The sequence below is a fragment of the Vreelandella venusta genome, assembly GCF_015689495.1.
Taxonomy (GTDB): domain Bacteria; phylum Pseudomonadota; class Gammaproteobacteria; order Pseudomonadales; family Halomonadaceae; genus Vreelandella; species Vreelandella venusta.
In genome coordinates, this window is the sequence record NZ_CP065135.1 from 3,034,901 (window position 1) to 3,056,098 (window position 21,198).

Annotated in this window: 17 protein-coding genes and 3 tRNA genes; 4 read left to right on the top strand and 16 right to left on the bottom strand. The window is 51.5% G+C overall.

From position 1 onward, the window contains the following. Positions 1–15: 15 nt before the first annotated feature. The 8 genes from IR195_RS14280 to rnr form a co-directional block, all read right to left on the bottom strand. On the bottom strand, positions 16–309 hold the full coding sequence (locus IR195_RS14280) for a hypothetical protein (RefSeq protein WP_125750180.1): 294 nt from the start codon (positions 307–309) through the stop codon (positions 16–18). A gap of 66 nt (positions 310–375) precedes the next feature. Next, positions 376–1,764 carry a replicative DNA helicase gene (gene dnaB, locus IR195_RS14285; RefSeq protein ID WP_009721684.1) on the bottom strand — a complete coding sequence of 463 codons (1,389 nt, stop codon included), beginning with the start codon at positions 1,762–1,764 and terminating at the stop codon, positions 376–378. A gap of 219 nt (positions 1,765–1,983) precedes the next feature. Then, entirely contained in the window at positions 1,984–2,430 is a 447-nt protein-coding gene (gene rplI / locus IR195_RS14290; RefSeq protein WP_038476968.1) for a 50S ribosomal protein L9, read from the bottom strand. A gap of 15 nt (positions 2,431–2,445) precedes the next feature. Then, entirely contained in the window at positions 2,446–3,297 is an 852-nt protein-coding gene (locus IR195_RS14295; RefSeq protein WP_125753704.1) for a hypothetical protein, read from the bottom strand. A gap of 12 nt (positions 3,298–3,309) precedes the next feature. Continuing rightward, complete coding sequence (rpsR, locus tag IR195_RS14300; RefSeq protein WP_009097135.1) at positions 3,310–3,537, bottom strand: 30S ribosomal protein S18; 228 nt, start codon at positions 3,535–3,537, stop codon at positions 3,310–3,312. Positions 3,538–3,570: 33 nt separating this feature from the next. Continuing rightward, positions 3,571–3,954, bottom strand: a complete 384-nt coding sequence (rpsF, locus tag IR195_RS14305; RefSeq protein WP_009721681.1) for a 30S ribosomal protein S6 — start codon at positions 3,952–3,954, stop codon at positions 3,571–3,573. Between the two features lie 197 nt (positions 3,955–4,151). Continuing rightward, a complete protein-coding gene (gene rlmB / locus IR195_RS14310) occupies positions 4,152–4,964 on the bottom strand; it encodes a 23S rRNA (guanosine(2251)-2'-O)-methyltransferase RlmB (RefSeq protein WP_206047895.1) in 813 nt (270 codons plus the stop codon). A gap of 2 nt (positions 4,965–4,966) precedes the next feature. Continuing rightward, complete coding sequence (rnr, locus tag IR195_RS14315) at positions 4,967–7,372, bottom strand: ribonuclease R (protein ID WP_146945248.1); 2,406 nt, start codon at positions 7,370–7,372, stop codon at positions 4,967–4,969. Positions 7,373–7,618: 246 nt separating this feature from the next. Between rnr and IR195_RS14320 the strand changes: the two genes are divergently transcribed. The 3 genes from IR195_RS14320 (at position 7,619) to IR195_RS14330 (ending at position 8,025) form a co-directional block, all read left to right on the top strand. Beyond that, positions 7,619–7,705 (top strand) — tRNA-Leu (locus IR195_RS14320). A 103-nt stretch (positions 7,706–7,808) separates the two neighbouring features. Then, a tRNA-Leu gene (locus IR195_RS14325) sits at positions 7,809–7,895 on the top strand. Between the two features lie 43 nt (positions 7,896–7,938). After that, positions 7,939–8,025 (top strand) — tRNA-Leu (locus IR195_RS14330). 225 nt (positions 8,026–8,250) lie between these two features. On the opposite strand, the gene IR195_RS14335 is transcribed toward IR195_RS14330, so the two are convergent. The 3 genes from IR195_RS14335 to IR195_RS14345 all read right to left on the bottom strand — a co-directional run bounded on the left by IR195_RS14335 (position 8,251) and on the right by IR195_RS14345 (position 12,175). Beyond that, positions 8,251–10,302 carry a choice-of-anchor L domain-containing protein gene (locus IR195_RS14335; protein WP_206047896.1) on the bottom strand — a complete coding sequence of 684 codons (2,052 nt, stop codon included), beginning with the start codon at positions 10,300–10,302 and terminating at the stop codon, positions 8,251–8,253. A 671-nt stretch (positions 10,303–10,973) separates the two neighbouring features. After that, entirely contained in the window at positions 10,974–11,837 is an 864-nt protein-coding gene (locus tag IR195_RS14340; RefSeq protein WP_206047897.1) for a DNA/RNA non-specific endonuclease, read from the bottom strand. A 62-nt stretch (positions 11,838–11,899) separates the two neighbouring features. Then, complete coding sequence (locus IR195_RS14345) at positions 11,900–12,175, bottom strand: Lrp/AsnC family transcriptional regulator (protein ID WP_009721675.1); 276 nt, start codon at positions 12,173–12,175, stop codon at positions 11,900–11,902. 255 nt (positions 12,176–12,430) lie between these two features. Here IR195_RS14345 and IR195_RS14350 point away from each other — a divergent pair, with 255 nt between their 5' ends. Next, complete coding sequence (locus tag IR195_RS14350; protein WP_125750195.1) at positions 12,431–12,745, top strand: high-potential iron-sulfur protein; 315 nt, start codon at positions 12,431–12,433, stop codon at positions 12,743–12,745. A gap of 79 nt (positions 12,746–12,824) precedes the next feature. On the opposite strand, the gene IR195_RS14355 is transcribed toward IR195_RS14350, so the two are convergent. From IR195_RS14355 to IR195_RS14375, 5 genes are all read right to left on the bottom strand, one after another. Next, on the bottom strand, positions 12,825–14,387 hold the full coding sequence (locus tag IR195_RS14355; protein WP_206047898.1) for a SpoVR family protein: 1,563 nt from the start codon (positions 14,385–14,387) through the stop codon (positions 12,825–12,827). Positions 14,388–14,407: 20 nt separating this feature from the next. Further along, positions 14,408–15,697, bottom strand: a complete 1,290-nt coding sequence (locus IR195_RS14360; RefSeq protein WP_125750200.1) for a YeaH/YhbH family protein — start codon at positions 15,695–15,697, stop codon at positions 14,408–14,410. Between the two features lie 19 nt (positions 15,698–15,716). Next, positions 15,717–17,639: a PrkA family serine protein kinase gene (locus IR195_RS14365; RefSeq protein WP_125750203.1), complete on the bottom strand. Its 1,923-nt coding sequence runs from the start codon at positions 17,637–17,639 to the stop codon at positions 15,717–15,719. Positions 17,640–17,918: 279 nt separating this feature from the next. After that, the gene (locus tag IR195_RS14370; RefSeq protein ID WP_206047899.1) at positions 17,919–18,962 is read right to left on the bottom strand and encodes a threonine aldolase family protein; all 1,044 of its coding nucleotides are present in this window, start codon (positions 18,960–18,962) and stop codon (positions 17,919–17,921) included. Positions 18,963–19,112: 150 nt separating this feature from the next. Continuing rightward, entirely contained in the window at positions 19,113–21,134 is a 2,022-nt protein-coding gene (locus tag IR195_RS14375) for an NADPH-dependent 2,4-dienoyl-CoA reductase (protein WP_206047900.1), read from the bottom strand. Positions 21,135–21,198: the final 64 nt, after the last annotated feature.

Here is a 21,198-nt window from a genome sequence, read left to right on the forward strand (position 1 = left end):
AACTTATTCGTCGAATTATTGATACTCAGAAGGGTCGATTGCTTTACCTAACGAGTTGCGATCTATCCAGTTACCGCCTTTAGTTTCCTTGTAACGGAAAACTACTTTATCGCCCACCTTTACCGGCAGCTCTGAATCTTCAGTTTGGTAGCTATACTTTTCCCCTTCAACTACCAGGAAGTAACGGTAGAGGTCAGGCATTCCCAACCACTCTTTAAATGGCCCTTCTCGCTCTAGTGACTGCAGCTCCCCGCGGCCTTCCAGCTTAGGAAGACGCTTACGGTTACCACGTCTAAAACCACCTGCCATTTGCTACTCCTGTCTATCTGCTTGGTCGGGGAGGAGCATTATACGTTCTCCCCCCTAACGCTCAAGTTAATCGCCGAACGCTTCGCCATAGCTATCGGGCGCAAGGTCTTCGAAGCGTGTGTATTTACCAATAAAGGCCATATGTACCGTACCGATAGGCCCGTTACGCTGTTTACCAATAATCAGCTCGGCAATCCCTTGGTTGTCAGGATTGTCAGGGTTATACACCTCATCTCGGTAAACAAACGCAATGACGTCAGCATCCTGCTCAATCGCGCCCGATTCCCGCAGATCCGACATGACAGGACGCTTATTGGGGCGCTGCTCCAACGAACGGTTAAGCTGCGAAAGTGCTACAACAGGACATTGAAACTCTTTTGCTAGCCCTTTCAGCGAGCGGGATATCTCCGATATCTCACCGGTACGGTTTTCAGAAAACCCCGGAATCTGCATTAACTGCAGATAGTCAATCATGATCAGCGCCATATTGCCGTGCTCCCGCACTACTCTGCGCAGGCGTGAGCGCATCTCATTAGGCGAAAGCGCCGCCGTATCATCGATAAATAGCTGCTTGTCTTTGAGCAGGTTGACCGCTGACGTCAGTCGCGGCCAATCTTCATCTTCCAACTGCCCCGAACGCACGCGGGTTTGATCAATCCTACCCAACGAAGAGAGCATACGCAGCATCAGCGATTCAGCAGGCATTTCCATGGAGAACACCATCACCGGCTTATCGCTAGCAATCACCGCGTGCTCCACCAGGTTCATGGCGAACGTAGTTTTACCCATTGACGGGCGGCCCGCGATAATCACCAAATCGGAGGGCTGCAAGCCTGAGGTCATCTCATCAAGGTCACGAAACCCCGAGGAGAGCCCTGTCATTTCACCCTTTAAATTGAACAGCTCATCAATACGATCAACGGCTTTGGTTAGCAGCTCGCTCATGCCGATAGGACCGCCCGTTTTCGGCCGCTCCTCGGCAATCTGAAAGACTAATCGCTCAGCTTCATTCAGCAGTTCATCAGCAGGTCGCCCCTGGGGAGAAAATGCCCCGTCAGCAATTTGATTGGCCGCACGGATTAATTTACGCAGCGTTGCCCGCTCGCGCACGATATCCGCATAAGCACGAATATTACTGGCCGAAGGCGTATTGCGAGCCAGCTCAGCTAAGAATGCCAAACCACCCACAGTATCCAATTGATCACGCGCTTCCAACGCCTCTGACAGTGTTATAACGTCCAAAGGCTGCCCAGATTCGGCCAAATGAATCATCACATTGAATACCAAGCGATGCTCGTAGCGGTAAAAATCATCCGCCACCAACCGTTCCGAGACATTGTCCCAGGCCTGGTTATCCAACATTAGCCCACCTAGCACCGACTGCTCCGCCTCAAGAGAGTGCGGCGGCAGCTTTATCGCTGCCGTTTCCTGATCAGCAGAAGGCTGGTCCTGCATAGTGAGCTCCTTAATCATAAAGCGTAGCCAATAACGATGACTATCTTAGCGAGACAATCTCAAACTCACCATAAGCGACTTATCTACGCCAAGCGACGTTCAAAAAAATTCGACCCACACCTCAAACGTTTTTGATCGCGCTTAGAACGACATAGATTAAAAAGACAAAGGGCGCGGGAAGACCCGCGCCCTTTGAGGCGTCAGCGTTGACGAGAGTGCTTACTCTGCGACAACAACCACGCGAACAACAGCATCTACTTCTGCATGCAGGTGTAGAGCGATGTCGTATTCGCCAGTTTGGCGAATCGGGCCTTGCGGCATACGCACTTCGCTCTTGGCAACTTCGATGCCAGCAGAGGAAATAGCGTCGGCCAGGTCACGAGGACCGATAGAACCGAACAGTTTGCCTTCATCGCCTGCTTTAGAAACCAACGACAATTCGATGTCGTTAAGCTGTTCAGCACGCGCTTCAGCTTCTGCTTTACGCTCAGCGGCTTGGGCTTCAAGCTCAGCACGCTGGGCTTTGAATGCTTCAACGTTGTCTTTGGTTGCCGGCACGGCTAAGCCGTAAGGAACCAAATAGTTACGACCATAACCGGGCTTTACAGTGACTTTGTCACCCAGGCCGCCCAGCTTACCAATGTTGTCGAGCAGAATGACTTCCATCTCGTAAACCTCTTGTCAGTTGCTGCGGGCAAGGCGTGCGCGAACGTTCGCGAATGTATCAATCAGCCCCAACAGCAGCACAATGAGAATCGTGGGCCAGGTCGTGATCAGCAGCACATAAAATGCCACCAGCCACAGCCCGTTCATCCCCTTTATTCCAATAAACCCATGCACTAGCGCAATGCCAGCTACCAGCAGTGGAATCCAACCAAGCATTGCCAGAGCGTGCGCTCCCAACACCATACCTCCAACACCAAGCACGACTAAAATAGCCAGCTCTTTGGGCGATAGGCGTAGTGCGTGAAACTCTTCGCGGAAGCCGCCTGGGTTATAAAGCCCAGCCTGCCAGCTTCGCGCCAACGCTAAACACGCAATAGCAGCCAACAGTACCACCAAGCCTGTTACACCACCGATCACCATAGCGGCAAGCGTGGGCGCATCAATACCTTGGTTAGCAAACTCTGTCAGCATGCGATCAATCTCGGTAGAGCTTGTTCGCAGTTGCTCGAGCATCAACTCTGTTCCACCTGGCGGTATAAAGATACCGAGTTGAACCATAACCGCGGCCGCCAATGTGCCAACGATTAACGCTTCACTCCAACGTATCCTCTCACGCAGGATAACTGCCATCAGCGTTACTAGCAGTACGCTAGCAAGTGGAATGACGTCACCCTGAGACCACCAGAAACCCGCAGGTAGTGCAGCAGCGATAATTACCGGAAGCGCAGGTGCAAAACCTTTGCGTAAGGTAACTAGCGCGGCGATGGCTGCCCCTAACCAGAACAGCCAAGGCACTAGCGTCGCTAACGCCGCCCCGCCAATAGCATAGGGCGTGCTCCGCATAAGCCATCTCGCCAGTGCCAGCATCACGTTAAACGCTTACTGATGGCTATCGGAGTAGGGCAGCAGTGCCAAGTAACGCGAACGCTTGATAGCAGTCGCCAACTGACGCTGATAGCGTGCTTTGGTGCCGGTAATACGGCTCGGAACGATCTTGCCGGTTTCGGTGATGTAAGCCTTCAGCGTATCGAGATCTTTGTAGTCGATCTGCTTGACGCCTTCAGCAGTGAAGCGGCAAAACTTACGGCGACGGAAAAAACGTGCCATGGACTAGCTCCTTAAAACGTGCGGTGGATGAAATTAGGCAGTTTCTTCTTCAGCTTCTTCAGCGCGCGGTTTGTCTTCGCGACGCGGACGCTTTTCTTCTGCCGGCTTCATCATCGGAGAAGCTTCGGTGATCGCTTCTTTACAGCGAACAACCAAGCTGCGGATGATGGCGTCGTTGAAACGGAAGATGTTCTCGATTTCTTCGAGAGTCTCGCCGGTGCACTCAACGTTCATCAGCACGTAGTGGGCTTTGTGGATCTTGTTGATCGGGTAAGCCAGGTGACGACGGCCCCAATCTTCCAAGCGATGCACAGTGCCACCGTTTTCGGTAACAATGCTGGTGTAGCGCTCGACCATAGCCGGCACTTGCTCGCTCTGATCCGGGTGGACCATAAACACGATTTCATAATGACGCATGGAATCTCCTTGCGGTTTGACAGCTTCCGGTGTGTATTGACACAGCTGCATCAATGACGACAGGGAAGCAAGGAGTTAACTGAAATGCCCGTTGTTCACCGCATGCGGTGTCATGTGGGGCATCAAGCAGAACTGTTTTTCGTATTAACTGTTAACCAATACGAGCGCCCGCTCAAAGTTAAACGGGCGCAAGCATTCTAGTGGGCTAGTGCAGAACTTGCAAGCTGCCTCTGCCGAACAGCTTCAAACAAACAAATACCTGTCGCGACCGATACGTTCAGGCTGGACACCTGCCCTGCCATAGGCAGCTTTGCCAAGTTATCGCAGGCCTCCCGGGTTAACCGGCGCACCCCCTTCCCCTCAGCGCCCATTACTAACGCGGTCGGGCCAGTCATATCGATCTCAAACAGGCTAGCCTCGGCCTCACCGGCGGTACCGGTAATCCATACACCGGCATCTTTTAACTTAGCCAGCGTACGAGATAGATTAGTAACTTGATAAACAGGCACTACCTCGGCTGCGCCGCAAGCAACTTTGCGCACTGTCGCGTTCAGCGGCGCGGCTTTATCCTTAGCCACAATCACACCATGAGCGCCAGCGGCATCCGCACTACGCAGGCACGCACCAAAGTTATGCACATCGGTAACACCATCTAGCACCAACAATAGCGGCGGTGCAGACGCTTGCCATGCACGTAGCTTCAACCACAGCGACTCTTCCCCCTCGGGAACCAGCGGCGGACAAAACGCTACGACTCCTTGGTGGGCTGCCCCCTGAGTAAGCTGATCCAACAAGTCGCGAGACTGCTCTTTAATCCGCGCACCACGCGCCTGAGCACTCGCAACCACTTCTTTCAAGCGGTTACCCGCCCCCTGCTGGACCCACAATTCAAGGGGCGTTTCGCCCCGCTCTAGCAGACTTTCCAGGGCGTGAACGCCATACACTTGGTCCAGTCCATCCGGAGTACGAACAGTCGGACGCGGGCTACGTCGAGATGACGACGATTTCATGCTCACCCCTTATTCGGTGATGGTTTACGCGTACCATTACGCGTGCGTCTTGGCCCACGGCGCGTCGGCTGCTTATCAGCTGATGCCGCTGCTTTGCCAGCTCCCCCTTCTACCCCAGCAGCACCTTCTCCAGCGCGGCGCTTACGCGGCTGGCGGCGTGGCCGAGGCTTCTCGTCAGCTAAGCCAAAGTCGATCTTACGATCATCCATATCTACCCGCGCGACCTGAACCGTCAGTCCGTCACCCAAGCGGTAGGTCGTGCCTGTGCGCTCACCTTTAAGACGGTGCTTCTCTGCTTCATAGTGATAGTAGTCAGAGGGTAGCGAGGTGACATGCACCAACCCTTCGACATAGAAGTCGTCCAGACGCACAAACAAGCCAAACTGAGTCACCGAAGCAATCGTGCCTTCGAACGTTTCGCCCAACTTGTCGGACATAAACTCACACTTGAGCCAACTTTCAACATCACGGGTTGCTTCATCAGCCCGCCGCTCGGTCATTGAGCAGTGTTCACCCAACTCAAGCATTTGCTCGAAGGTATAAGGACACCACTTACTTGGCGGATCAACAGGCGCGCCCGCTACCCGAACAACGGTATTGGTTTGTCGTGGTCCACGAATAACCGAGCGAATGGCACGATGTACCAACAAATCAGGATAGCGGCGAATCGGTGAAGTAAAGTGCGCATAGGCTTGGTAAGCCAAGCCAAAATGCCCCTCATTCTGGGGCGAATAAACCGCCTGATTCATTGAGCGCAACATGACAGTTTGGATGATGTCAGCATCAGGACGATCAGCAATCGCCTCACGCAACGCTTGGTAGTCCTGAGGCGTCGGCATGTCACCGCCACCCACGGAAAGCCCTAGCTCGCTCAAGAACAGGCGTAATTTATCAAGGCGTTCCGGTGTCGGGCGCTCATGAATACGATAAAGAGCGGGCAAATCATGCTTATCCAGGAACCGCGCGGTAGCCACATTGGCCGCCAGCATACACTCCTCAATTAGCTTATGAGCATCGTTGCGGGTGCGCGGGACAATTTTTTCAATCTTGCGCTCATCATTGAAGATAATCGCCGTTTCAGTGGTATCAAAATCAATCGCACCACGCTCTTCCCGGGCGTTACGCAGCAGGCCATAAAGCTCGTGTAAATTTCGCAGCGGCTTCACTAGCGCCTTATGCTCATTGCGCAGCGCCTCCCCTTCAGCGCTCTCGTTATCGAGAATGGCCGCCACTTTGTTGTAAGTCAGGCGGGCATGGGAGTTCATTACCGCTTCATAGAACGAGTAGCGGCTAATAGCCCCCGTCTTGGAGATATTCATCTCACAAACCATCACAAGACGATCAACATGGGGATTTAACGAACACAAGCCATTTGAAAGTAACTCAGGCAACATTGGCACAACTTGGCCAGGGAAGTACACCGAGTTGCCCCGCGTGCGCGCTTCATCATCAAGCGCGGTTCCCGGGCGCACGTAGTGCGACACATCGGCAATAGCGACCAGCAGCTTCCAACTGCCCGACTTGGTTTTCCAGGCGCACACCGCGTCATCAAAATCTTTGGCGGACTCATCGTCGATAGTGACCAACGGAATCTCACGCAAATCAACGCGGTGTTGCTTATCTTCCTCTAATACTTCTGCTGAAATACCGCTAGTTTGATCAAGTACTTCTGGCGGAAACTCAGCGGGGATATCGTAGCTACGAATCGCGATATCTATTTCCATGCCAGGATCCATTCGCTCGCCCAGCACTTCGATAACCTCGCCGACCGGCTGAACACGTGTGGCCGGCTGCTGAACGATTTTTGCCGATATTACCTGGCCGTCTTTTGCGCCAGCGCTTGCCGTATGAGGAATGATAACTTCCTGGGTAATACGTGGATTTTCAGGAATCAGCACACCAAACTCAGGTGAGTTACTACGGTATACACCCACAATTGTTTGGGTATTGCGCGCAATCACATCGGCAATAGTCGCCTCATCACGGCCGCGGCGGTCGCGACCACTAACGCGCGCCAGCACATGATCGCCGTGAAAAACTCGGCGCATCTGACGTGGCGGCAAGACTAAGTCTGGTTTTTTTCCATCATCACGCAACAGGAAGCCAAAGCCATCTCGGTGGCCCATCACCTTCCCTTTAATAAGATCAAGCTTGTCAATTAGCGCATAAGCGCCACGACGATCGCGCAGCACCTGACCATCACGTTCCATGGCAGCCATACGACGGCGAATAGCTTCGAGATGATCTTCATCTTCAATGCCGAGCATGCGGCTCATATTTTCGTGGGTTATTGGCTTGCCGTACGCTTCCAGGGCAGCTAATAAATATTCGCGGCTGGGCGCAGGATTATCATACTTTTGCGCCTCGCGCTCGGCGTGCGGATCATCACTCAACGTCCAGTACTTCATGCGATCAACATCCTTGATTGCGTTTGCGGGAGGCAGACAATTTGCGCAGGCGCAGTGCGCTGCGGGCGGGGGGATTCAGTCATTGATCGACTGAAAAACATCATGTTTGGTTTGGTCATAACTGCATTATAGCGCTGCCCGCCCAATCACCCAACCATCTAGCACGGCAATTGTACGATTTTAATGATAAAAAACAGTTACCGGGTCTTGCATTTAAGCGTGGCCTCGGTATCATACGCGCCACTTGCCCAGATGGCGGAATTGGTAGACGCGCTAGCTTCAGGTGCTAGTGTCCGTATGGACGTGGAGGTTCAAGTCCTCTTCTGGGCACCATTTTATATCATGTCATCCCCTTTTGATGATGTAAAACGGTGTAGCAGCAAGCAGTACTATTTAGCAATAGTACTGAGAAAGCATCAGCAAAACGTTTGTATTCGCCCAGGTGGCGGAATTGGTAGACGCGCTAGCTTCAGGTGCTAGTGACCGTATGGTCGTGGAGGTTCAAGTCCTCTCCTGGGCACCACGCGAATACAAACAGCAGTAAGATCAGTAGCGAAGTATGATATGCCCAGGTGGCGGAATTGGTAGACGCGCTAGCTTCAGGTGCTAGTGACCGTATGGTCGTGGAGGTTCAAGTCCTCTCCTGGGCACCAACACTGTAATGTTATTGACTCCCCCTCTCCCTCCTCATTTACACTTACCTCCCCTCTGACGTTTAAATCTCATATCTACATATCATGCTCATATCTACCTGTCATGCCTCGATTCCCCTAGAGCGTTGGTGCTTGTTGGGCTGAAGATAAATAAAGCGACTACTCTTCTCGACCGTCGTCATTTTAGGAAGAATAGCCGCTTAGATTACGAACGAAGTTGCACTATCAGGCGAAGATAAAGCCTTCCGCCAGATACTTACTGTGCATTTCGTCGGATGAGGCGAAGTAAGCCATTACATCGCCCTGGCCAGCCTGCTCAGTGACCAGCACCTCAGACCAGTACTCAAGCCCTTCTGCATCGGGCGCACGGTCAAAGGTATTGTTATAAAGCACCATTAGGAAGTCATCAGCGTCTAGGTTATCACCATGCTCGCTGACAAACTCTTCCGATGCTAAGAAGTAGTCAGCCACCTCAAACAGACTGCTACCTTCGTCACGAATACCGGACCAGTACTCCAACCCTTCGGCATCCGCCTCGCGGTCAAACGCCATCTGGTAAAGCGCCTCAATAGCCGAAATCTCGACGCTATCGATTGCTTCACCCAGCTCCACAGAAACAACTGCTGATGCTGCTGCGCCTTGGCTACCGGCAATTGAATACTCGAAAGTATCGATAGCTGTTTCACCTTCTGCCAAAGCAGTAAACGCAGAACCTTGGTCATAAGTGAAGTCGCCATTTTCCTGCACAATCACACTCGCACCGGAGTCCAGCGTCATTGCCGTATTGAAAACAACATCCTGGCCATCAATGGCAGTGATGACAATTGCATCGTCCCCAGCTGCCTGATCAGCACCATTACCATTATCAGCAAACAGGTTGCCACTGGCCAACCAGCCAAAATGACCCGCTAGATCATCATTATTAGCCACTGGCTCTGGCTCTGGCTCTGGTTCTGGCTCTGGCCCTGGTTCTGGCTCTGGCTCTGGTTCTGGCTCTGGCTCTGGTTCTGGCTCTGGCTCTGGTTCTGGCTCTGGTTCTGGCTCTGGTTCTGGCTCTGGCTCTGGTTCTGGCTCTGGTTCTGGCTCTGGTTCTGGTTCTGGCTCCGGAGAAGTCTCATCAAGGGTGATCGTGGTTCCATCTTCAGCTTGTGTAAATACAAAGCTATCTGGATCATCCAAGTCAGCAAACGTCAGCGTCGTATCATTTTCCCCGTCCTGATTAGAATCAATATCTAAAATCACTGACCCAAGGCTAAATGTCACATCTGACACATCAAAAAAGCTATCTTTAACAACTACTTTGTCATTCGTCTCAAAGCCAACAATGACATCACCATTCAACTCAGCAGTACTGCCTGTGACGATGTTTGCCTGCTCATTCAACGTGACTTCTTCTGCAGCCACGGTTGTAGTGACGTTACCTTCAGTATCCGGAACCAATGCACTTAGCACACCACCGCCCGAGCCTCCCCCGCTAATCAGAGAGAGATCAGATACAAAAAGCCCTGAATCCAGAATGAGATCACCAGTATCAGCGATACCAATCTTGATGGTATTTTCGCCTTGCTGCAGGGGAGCACGAACGACAATCTCTCTGCTGAAGCCGTCCCACTCAATTGCATAAGGAGAACTAAGTTGGTTGCTATTATCAACAAATACACCTGACTCAAGGTTATCTGAAATAACACTTAGCGGTTTATCCGTCGCAGCAAACTCAGCGTAGTTAACGCCGTTGACATATAAAGCAGCAATATCTACATAGTCACTGTCAACAAATTCTGGGAACTCTTCTGAGCCAAATACAAGGCTTGCACGAAGTGTATCCACATCCGGGTCATTAACATTTACCGTAAACTCAATCACTGACGCATCGTTTGTGCTACCCGCTCCTGGGAATGCTTCAAGTGCCGTTTCGGTTAGATCTGAGTCTCCTGGCTCTCCGTGATTTACACTATCCCCAGTCGTGGTATTCTCTGAGCCTGGGAACCCACCTGTCGACAACATAATACCCTGACCATATTGGTAGGCTGGCAACTCAAAACCTTCTTCTGGCAGAATTTCAAAGTTATCAACCCAAAACGCAGCATTACTTGAGCCGGTATAGGTAACGTTAGTTGCTAGCCCCCCTCCCAGAACTTTGTTAACTGCATCAGCTGCAATATCTGAAGCTGTAGCCTCTTCCGCCTGAGTCATTAGATCGTGGAAACTTAGATAATAACTCGCCAACAGTTCATCATCCAGCGCGGAAAATTCATACTCTTCTTTTTTTACAGTCACTTACCTATCCCCTCCAGTACTGATCCATTAGCATGATTGCTCAGAACACACCGCATAAATATATGCTTAATCAAGAGTGAAGATGTATAGCCCAAATGGGCATTCAAATATTAGCAACAACCATGCCACTACCGCCATATCAACCTGTAAGAATAATTAGTCTAACTTAGACAAAATACATAAAATTCAGCCCACCAAGAAGTTCAGATTGAATATGGCTTGCCAGCGAGCGCTTGTGTTATGCCAATGTAGCTATGATGTAGCTATCCACGTCACGTAAAAACGCTTGTCGTAGTCACGAGGGGGAATGGTTGATAATGCCTAGAAAGAAGTGCTGGGTAAGTAGCTATCTTTTTTTATGATCGTTGTTTATTTTGAGACAAGTGTTCAAATAAGTTCTGGGGCCTCCATGCAATAAAAACGGCTACTCTATCTCAACACGAGTCAAGAAGAAGAGTAGCCGTTTAAATTACTGTCCAAGTTGCACTATCAGGCAAAGATAAAACTTTCTGTCAGCCCATCAGCATCCATCTCGCTGTCAAACACCCCTAGCCAGGAAGAGCTAGGCGAGACAGATAGACGAGACAGCTAGACGAAAGAACTAAACGAGATTGTCGTCGCGTTAAGCCTATGTCCTCGAAAGCACTTTGACTTTAAATGCTTTGACTTTATTACTGGAAACGCCCAGGACGTCGCGCTACTTCTTCTAGCGCCCAGCCTTGAGTACGCAATTGCCCTTCCAGAACAGCTTCACGCTCTGCCGCTAAATCAGGGAAGAAATTCAGCCCTGTGCGCGACTCTATCTCATCGATAGTCACCAGATAATCGGCTAACGACTCATTACCACGAACGTCCTGCGGCATAATAAAGGCAAGCGCCAACGGCGCCTCTTCATTCGGCACAACGATAATCTTATAAAACGCTTCTGGCACTTCCACAAAACCAACGCGATTAAACGCATTGTCCATGAAGTGCTCAGGAAAAATAGGCCCAGTAATCACCTGCAAGCGATCAAAGCGCGGTGCAAAATGGTCCATCACCGACTCTTCAAGGCGCTGCCAAAGCTGGCGATTCAAGTTAGGCCGCTGAGGCGTCATATTACTCATCAAGAAGGTATCGACCTGAGCGTTACGACCATGCACCGCTGCAATGGCATAGTTAGGTGCTAAGTGTCCGCGATCATAACCACTGCCGGAATAGCTATCAGTACCTACTGGCCATAACGTGCGCCAGTCAGCTTTAAAATTAGGCCGCGGGCCAATACGAGTATCATCGGGCACCGCTTCGACTTGATAGCTGACCCAAAGTGGGTTTACCCGCACATCAGACCATCCCGCTAAAAAGCCATCGTTTCTCAGCACACGGTGAAATGTTGTTAGCTGAAACCCATCCCAGGTAGGCACGCCCATCCAGGTATAATCATCCTGATGCTGACGCTCCTGAAACTCCCAAAGCCCCGTTCCTACTACGACAAAAAGCACAGCGATACCCAGGCGTTTTCCCCGACGACGCCAGCGCGAAAGCGATTTTCCCAACAGCCTTACTCCCTACAATAATGATTCTGCATCCTGCTTTTTTATATCAGCTAATTTGCCGGTTACCAGCCCAGGGAAAACATCGTTTCTAGGTCGTGACGGGAGTGTACCTGCATCGCATTGAGTGTTTCGGTATCGCTAATACCCTCGACAGCATTTAGTCGTTCTGTGACCAGTTCAGCAAGGCTTTCAAAATCAGGGGTACGGGCTATCGCGACCAAATCATAGCGACCACACGTCGAATAGACTTCGCTAATACCGTCTACATCAGCAAGGCGCTCAGCGACTGCTTTTACCTGGCCTTTCTCAGTATTGATTAAAATCACAGCGTTTTGCATAGCACCCCCAAAGTAGCGTTAACAATCTAATCAGCAACCAGAGGCGAGTATAACAGGCTGCTTGCCAAGACCAAGCACCGCTCAGTGACGTGGTTAATTGTCGCGCTTTTCATAAGGTTATTCGCACTAATTTTGAGCATGCGCTAGCATGGCTTAGAGAACTCCGGTTTCTTAGTTTTGTCGGAGTATTAGAGGTGGATCACCACCCAACAACATAAGCAAAAAAACGTCAAACCGTGACGCTAAGGAGACACCATGGCTAATCAGAGCCGTCGTAAGTTCATGCGTAATAGCGTAATGGGCCTAGCCGCCCTGCCATTGGGTGTAGGTATCCTGTCAAAGACTGCTTTTGCCCAGGAACTGCCGCGCCTTGATCCCTCCAACTCTACTGCCCAGGCGCTTAATTACGTTGCGGCAGCCAGTGACGCAAGCGACCATCCAGCCTATGAGGAAGGTGAGTTGTGTTCAAATTGCATGTTCTTTAATGCAGAAACTGAAGGCTGCCAACTATTCCCGCAAAATAGCGTTGAGCCGGGAGGCTGGTGCCAGTCCTGGACTGCCAAAGGCTAACGTTAGTCGCCGGCAGGGCTTGGTAAAATAGCCAAGCTTTACCACTACCCCGCGTTTACTGCGGGGTAGTTAGTTAGCCTTAACTCACCTCTTTGTTTTCCTCCTCAATCGGCCACTGGTAACGGCGCGTCACACGGCCCTCTTCCATTGAGATTAAATGCACCGGGAATCCCCATAGTTGCTGCAAGTGGCGAATCACCGGATACACGCTGCGGCCAAGGGGCCGACGACTATCTTGTACATGATGTAACGTCAGCGAACGATCCCCACGTATGGCCGCTTCGACAACTTGGATATTGGGCTCACGCACCGATAACGCATATTGAGTTGAAAGCGCTTCGCGCACTCGCCGATACCCCCGTTCATTATGAATTGCTGCGACTTCCAGTGTTTCCACCTGATCATCATCAACAATTAAGAACAGCTTGAGATCGCGCATTACCTTGGGGGATAAAAACTGCTGAATAAACGATTCATCCTTGAAGTTTCGCATTGCAAACTCAACGGTATCGCGCCACGGGCTACCCGCAATATCGGGAAACCACTCCCGGTCTTCATCCGTTGGCGCATCACAAATCCGCTTAATATCCATAAAGATCGCAAACCCTAGAGCGTAGGGATTAAGACCGCTGTAGTGCGGGCTATCAAATCCTGGCTGATTGATAACCGCGGCATGGGATTGCAAAAACTCCAGCATCAAGCCTTCATCGACTTTCCCTTCATCGTATAAACGATTCATCAGCGTATAGTGCCAGAAACACGCCCATCCTTCGTTCATCACCTGGGTTTGCCTCTGGGGATAAAAGTACTGCGCCAGCTTACGAACGATGCGTACAATTTCGCGCTGCCAGGGAGCTAGAAGTGGCGCATTTTTCTCAATAAAGTAGAGCAAGTTTTCCTGTGGCTCTGAGGGATAAACACCACCGCTATGCAGGCCCAGTGGGTCTGCATCACTGTGCAGGCTACCCGGCAGTGGAGAAGTGCCATTGGGCGCATCAGGAATCGTGCGCCACAACATATTGACCTGGGTTTGCAGGTAGGCTTCACGCTCTTCCTGACGCCTTACCTCTTCTTCAGCAGAAATAGGCGAGGGTCGCTTGTAACGGTCTACACCGTAGTTTTGTAGTGCATGACAGGCATCTAACAGTTGCTCCACGGCATGGACACCGTGGCGCTCTTCACACTGCGCAATATACTTACGAGCAAATACTAGGTAATCAACGATGGAATCGGCATCGGTCCAGGCGCGGAACAAGTAATTGCCTTTAAAGAAAGAGTTATGTCCATAGCAGGCATGCGCAATGACCAATACCTGCATCATTAACGTGTTCTCTTCCATTAGATAGGCAATACATGGATTGGAGTTGATCACCAGCTCATAGGCAAGCCCCATCTGGCCGCGCTTGTAGGCTTGCTCAACGGCCAGAAACTGCTTACCAAACGACCAGTGATGATAACCTACCGGCATCCCTACGCTCGCGTAGGCATCCATCATCTGTTCAGTGGTAATCACTTCTATTTGATTGGGATAAGTATCTAGGCGGTACTCATCAGCGAGCCTGGCGAGTTCCTCGTCGAAGCGTTCCAACACACTAAAATTCCAGTCGGAACCGGTCGCTATTGGCTTACGGGCTACACTCATGGCGTACTCCTCGGTTCACGTTACTGCTCTTGACTCAACCGACGTTTAAACAGCTCACGGAAGACAGGGTAGATATCTCCAGCATCAACAATTTGGCGCATCGCAAACCGTTCGGGGAACTGTGCGGCGACCGCTTCATATTCATGCCACAGCGATTGATGCTCATGAGGAGTAATTTCCACATATGCGTAGTACTGCAACTGCGGCATAAGCTGTTTAACCAGTAAGTCCCGGCAAATATTCGAGTCATCATCCCAGTTATCGCCGTCCGATGCCTGGGCGACATAGAGATTCCACTGTCCGGCGGGGTAGCGTTTTTCGATGATTTTATTTACCAGGGTGAGTGCGCTGGAAACGATGGTGCCACCGGTTTCTCGAGAGTAGAAAAACTCCTCCTCGCTGACCTCTCGCGCAGCCGTGTGGTGGCGCACAAACACCAGCTCTACTTTTTCGTAATGCTTTTCCAAAAACAAATAGAGCAGTAAGAAAAAGCGTTTAGCGATATCTTTGTGGTTTTGCGTCATAGAACCAGAAACGTCCATGACACAGAACATCACCGCCTGGCTCGAAGGCTGAGGCTGCGCTGCCAACTGGTGGTAACGCAGGTCATAAGTGTCAATAAATGGCACCGCCTCAATACGCTTTTCCAAACGCTCTATTTCTGCCTTTAGCTCAACTACTCTCGCAGGGTTGCGCAGTACCGGGTCCTTGCGCTCTTCTGCCGCGAGCGCCTCTTGAGCCTCTTTCAACGCTCGCTTAATAGGGGCACGCATGGCAATACGGCGTGCGTAAGCTTCCCGCATTGATCGGGTAATGCTAATTCGCGACGGCACTCCGTCACGCGCAAGCCCCGCACGCACCATTTTTATCTCTTCGAGTGACTTCAGTGGCTTGCGCTGCAAATGGGGCAACTCAAGACCATCAAATACAAACTCCAAAAACTCCTCACGGCTTAGGGTAAATGCAAACTCGTCGTCACCCTCGCCTTGATTGGAAGCCCCGCCTTCGCCCGCCCCCTCGCCACCGCCCTGACCACCAGGGCGGCGAATTTTATCGCCTTCTAAAAACTCCTTGTTGCCGGGCGATACGATATTGCGCGCACCACCCGGGCCATGTTGAAACACCGGCTCAGAGATATCCTTGGTAGGAATGGATACCTTTTCCCCTCGCTCCATATCAGTAATGGAGCGGCGGTTAACCGCCTCCTCCACCGAGCGCTTGATATGTTTGCGATAACGTTCCAAAAAGCGCTGCCGATTGACCGCGCTTTTATGCTTAGCGTTAGGCCTTCGATCAATAAAGTAGGTCATACGACCTCCCGATTATCCGCTACTGGGACTTGCGCACGCGTAGGTACCACTCGGAAAGCAGCCGAACCTGTTTCTCGGTATAGCCACGATCCACCATGCGCGCCACAAAGTCCTCGTGCTTCTTCTGATCCGACTTCGACGCCTTCGCATTAAACGAAATAACCGGTAATAGCTCTTCAGTATTCGCAAACATCTTATGCTCGATAACGCCTTTGAGCTTTTCATAAGACTGCCAGCTGGGGTTCATGCCATTGTTTTGCGCACGCGCCCGCAATACGAAATTAACCACTTCATGACGGAAGTCTTTCGGGTTAGAGATACCTGCTGGTTTCTCAATTTTTTCGAGCTCGTCATTGAGTGACTGGCGGTTCAACAATTCGCCCGTTTCGGGGTCGCGATACTCCTGATCTTGAATCCAGAAATCCGCGTAGGTTACGTAGCGATCAAAGATGTTCTGCCCATACTCGCTATAAGATTCCAGATACGCCGTTTGGATTTCCTTACCAATGAAATCGACATAGCGCGGTGCCAGAAACTCTTTGATAAAGCCGATATAGCGTTCAAATACCTCTGAAGGCAGTTGCTCCCGCTCTAATGCTTGCTCTAGCACATACAGCAAATGCACAGGGTTCGCGGCAACTTCAGTGCCATCGAAGTTAAACACTTTAGAAAGTATCTTGAAGGCGAAACGGGTAGACAATCCCTGCATGCCTTCATCCACACCCGCCGCATCACGATACTCTTGGATCGACTTTGCGCGAGGATCGGTGTCTTTCAGGTTTTCTCCATCATAGACGCGCATCTTGGAGTAGATGCTGGAGTTTTCTGGCACTTTTAGCCGCGAAAGCACCGAGAATTGCGCCAGCATGCGCAGCGTATCAGGCGCGCAAGGGGCGGCATTAAGCGAGGAGTCTTCGAGCAGTTTTTGGTAAATCTTGATTTCTTCAGAGACCCGCAGACAGTAAGGCACTTTGACGATATAGACACGATCCAAAAATGCTTCGTTGTTGCGGTTATTGCGAAATGCCTGCCATTCCGATTCATTCGAGTGGGCTAAAATCACCCCGTCAAAAGGAATTGCCCCCATGCCTTCTGTAGGGTTGTAGTTACCTTCTTGAGTGGCGGTAAGTAATGGATGCAGCACCTTAATAGGTGCTTTAAACATCTCGACGAACTCCATAAGCCCTTGGTTAGCGCGGCAGAGCCCGCCAGAGAAGCTATAGGCATCGGGGTCATCTTGCGAGTAAAGCTCCAACTGACGAATATCGACTTTACCCACTAACGACGAGATATCCTGGTTATTTTCATCGCCAGGCTCAGTTTTGGAGATGGCAATTTGATTTAACCGCGAGGGATAAAGGCGCACCACCCGGAACTGAGAAATATCGCCGCCTGCCTCTTTTAAGCGTTTCGCCGCCCATGGCGACATTACACTGCGCAGATAGCGCTGAGGAATACCGTACTCTTGCTCCAGAAGCTCACCATCTTCTTCCGGCGAAAAAAGCCCTAGCGGTGATTCATACACCGGTGAGTCTTTAATGGCATAGAACGGGATACGTTCCATCAACAGCTTCAAGCGCTCAGCCAGCGACGATTTACCGCCACCTACTGGTCCCAGTAAATAGAGAATTTGCTTACGCTCCTCTAACCCCTGCGCGGCATGACGGAAGTACGAGACAATTTGCTCGATAGCTTCTTCCATACCATGAAATTCAGCAAAAGCAGGATAGCGGCGAATCACCTTGTTCGAGAAAATGCGTGATAGACGCGGGTCTTTCGCCGTGTCGATCACTTCAGGCTCGCCAATGGCTTCCAGCATACGCTCTGCGGCGCTGGCATAAACCTTTGGATCACGGCGACAAAGCGCCAAATACTCCTCTAGGCTCATGTCCTCTTGCTGAACGCGGGCAAATCGGTCTTGAACGTGATCAAAGATGCTCATGGAACTCTCCTGTGGCCCATCCCCCAGCAGCTACCGCCAAGCCCAAACATCAAGCGGTGCGCAATACGAGGTGTTGCTCTATCAGCGTAGTCAGCATTAGCAAAAAGTGATGACTAAACCTTCAACGCACAATGTTTAATAATTTGAGCACAGCAGGAGAGATTAAGTTGCGTTGAATATGCGATGGCCTTAAAAACAGCGTTCAGAGCGCACAGCGCCGCCTGAAAGGCGGCGCAATGGCGGGTAACAACGCATCGAGAAGGTACAGCTTAGGCAGTATTATCCCAGTACTTCTTTTACATCTGCCAACAGTTGATCCAGCAATTCAACGGTAGTGTTCCAAGCGCATACAAAACGCGCACCACCCGCTCCAATAAAGGTATAGAAGGTCCAGCCTTTGGCTTTCAACGCCTCGATAGCATGAGGAGGAAACTCAACGAAAACACTATTCGCCTGGGTCGGAAACATCAGTGAAACGCCAGGAAGTGCTTGCAGCCCTTCGGATAAATACCGTGCCATAGCATTGGCATGCTCAGCGTTGGTTAACCACGCGCCGCTTTCCAACAACCCTAGCCATGGGGCAGAAACGTAGCGCATTTTCGAAGCCAGTTGACCTGCCTGTTTGCAACGGTAGGAAAAGTCCTCAGCCAAGTCACGGTTGAAAAACAGAATCGCCTCACCAAACGCTAGCCCGTTTTTGGTCCCTGAAAAGCACAACGCATCGACGCCTACCTGCCACGTTAGCTCGGCGGGGCTTGCATTAAGACTAGCGCAGGCATTGGCGAAGCGCGCGCCGTCCATATGCAAGCGTAAATCGTGCTTGTCTGCCATGGCGCGTATTGCCAGTAACTCTTCCCGAGAGTAGACCGTGCCAACTTCTGTCGCTTGGGTAAGCGACACTACTTTAGGCTTGGGATAGTGAATATCACTACGCTTAGTGACCAGCGCTTCAATGCCCTGGGGCGTTAGCTTGCCGTTAGCCCCAGGCGAGGTCAGCAGCTTCGCGCCGTTAGAAAAGAACTCAGGGCCACCACACTCATCGGTTTCAATGTGGGCCAATTCATGACAAATAACGCTGTGGTAGCTGCGCCCCATTGCAGAAAGTGCCAGTGAGTTTGCTGCAGTACCGTTAAACACAAAAAAGACATCGCAATCGTAGTCAAACATTTCGCGAAAACGATCTGCGGCACGGGCAGTCCAACGGTCATTGCCGTAGGCCAAATCATCAGCCTGATTGGCTTCAAGCAGGTATTCCATAGCCTCTGGGCAGATACCCGAGGTGTTGTCACTGGCTAAAAATCGTGGGGTACACTCCGAGGTCATGACGATAGTCCTTTTATCTGACGATCTTACGGCGCAAGCTGGGTGCCACTCGCGCCTTAATTTGTTAACTGCGGTTAACAGCTATCTTGATCGACCAGTCTATCGCCATTGCAACGCTTACGTCACCCGCCTAACTCGCTTGGCCTATCGCTACAGAGAAGCGGCAAGACGTGTGCCTTGATCGATGGCTCGTTTAGCGTCTAGCTCTGCAGCTTCATCGGCGCCGCCAATCACATGAAAGCATGCTCCCGCCTGACTTAAGGGCGCGATAAGCTCGCGAACCGACTCCTGCCCGGCGCATACCACGACCGTGTCCACCGCCAGCACCTGCTCTTCGCCTTCGCGGCGAATGTGAAGACCGGCATCATCGATTTTCAAATACTCGCAGCCAGTCAGGGTTTTAACTCCCCGCTGTTTTAGTGATGCACGATGCACCCAACCCGAGGTTTTGCCCAGGTTCTTACCTGGCTTAGAGCTTTTGCGCTGAAGCATAATAATGTCACGGGGAGACGCTGGCGGCATTGGCGGCTTTAGACCACCACGATCGCCTACAGCAAGGTCAACGCCCCACTCATCACACCAAGCGGCCACATCCATTTCAGCATGCTCCTGGTCAGCGAGCAGCTCTGATACATCAAAGCCAATACCACCAGCACCAATCACGGCTACGCGCTGGCCCACACGTTCAGGATGCTCAATCGCTTCAGCGTAGCTAAGCACACTGGCATGGTCGGCCCCCGGTAGCGCAAGTTCACGGGGGGTAACGCCGGTGGCAATCACCACCTCGTCAAATTCAGCTAGTGTATCGAGGGTAGCCGCCGTATTTAGGCGAACATCTACCGCGTGTTTTTCTAACATCACCCGGAAGTAGCGCAACGTTTCGTTGAACTCCTCTTTACCGGGAATTTTACGGGCGTAATTAAACTGCCCACCCAACTCACTACGTCGCTCAAACAGCACCACGTGATGCCCCCGACTAGCAGCGGCCACAGCGGTGGCAAGCCCCGCGGGACCGCCGCCGACAACCGCTACCTGCTTGGGTGTTTGCGTGGGTTCGAGTGTCAGCTCGGTTTCATGACACGCCCTTGGGTTAACCAAGCATGATGTGAGCTTGCCCATAAAGGTGTGGTCTAGGCAGGCTTGGTTACAGGCGATACAGGTATTAATTTCGTCTGAAAGGCCCGCCTCGGCTTTACGCACCCATTCAGGGTCAGCCAAAAACGGGCGTGCCATCGACACCATATCCGCGTGCCCATCAGCCAACACACGCTCCGCCACCTCGGGCATATTGATACGGTTGGTGGTAATCAGCGGGATGGATAGTGCTGCTTTAATGCGCTTTGTAACTTCGGTAAACGCTGCCCGAGGCACGCTGGTTACAATGGTTGGTACTCGGGCTTCGTGCCAGCCAATACCTGTGTTGATCACATTCGCGCCTGCGGCTTCAATGGCATGACCAAGCTGCACTACTTCTTCCCACGTACTACCTTCTTCCACCAGATCAATCATCGATAGGCGAAAGATAATCAAAAAACGCTCGCCCACTGCCGAGCGAATGCGTTTCACAATTTCGATTGGGAAGCGAATACGTCGCTCAAAATCACCGCCCCACTCATCATCGCGCTGATTGGTGCGACGACAAATAAACTGGTTGATCAAATAACCTTCAGAGCCCATCACCTCAACACCGTCATAGCCCGCCTGCTGGGCAAGCTGCGCACAGCGCACATAGTCGTCTATCTGCTGCTCAACGTCGTCGCCTGAAAGTGCCCGAGGCATAAATGGGTTGATTGGCGCCTGCAGCGCAGAGGGCGCTACCAGCTCTGGCGAGTAAGCATAGCGACCAGCATGGAGAATCTGCATACACAAATGCCCGCCCGCTTCATGCACGGCCTCTACCACCCCACGATGTTCCGCTAGCTGGCTCTCATCGGTAAGGGCATTTGCCCCTTGGAACACAGCGCCTTCAGCATTAGGAGCAATACCGCCGGTTACAATCAGGCTGACACCCGCACGAGCCCGCTCAGCATAGAAAGCTGCTAGACGCTCAAAACCATTGGGAGCTTCTTCTAAATTGGTGTGCATTGAGCCCATCAACACACGATTAGGTAGCGTTAAGTGGCCAACGGTCAGTGGTCGAAATAGATGCGGGTAAGCGGGCGTATGATTCATCACGGTACTCCTTTATATTTTTAACAACATTCAAACAAGCGTATGACATACATCGTCCCACGTA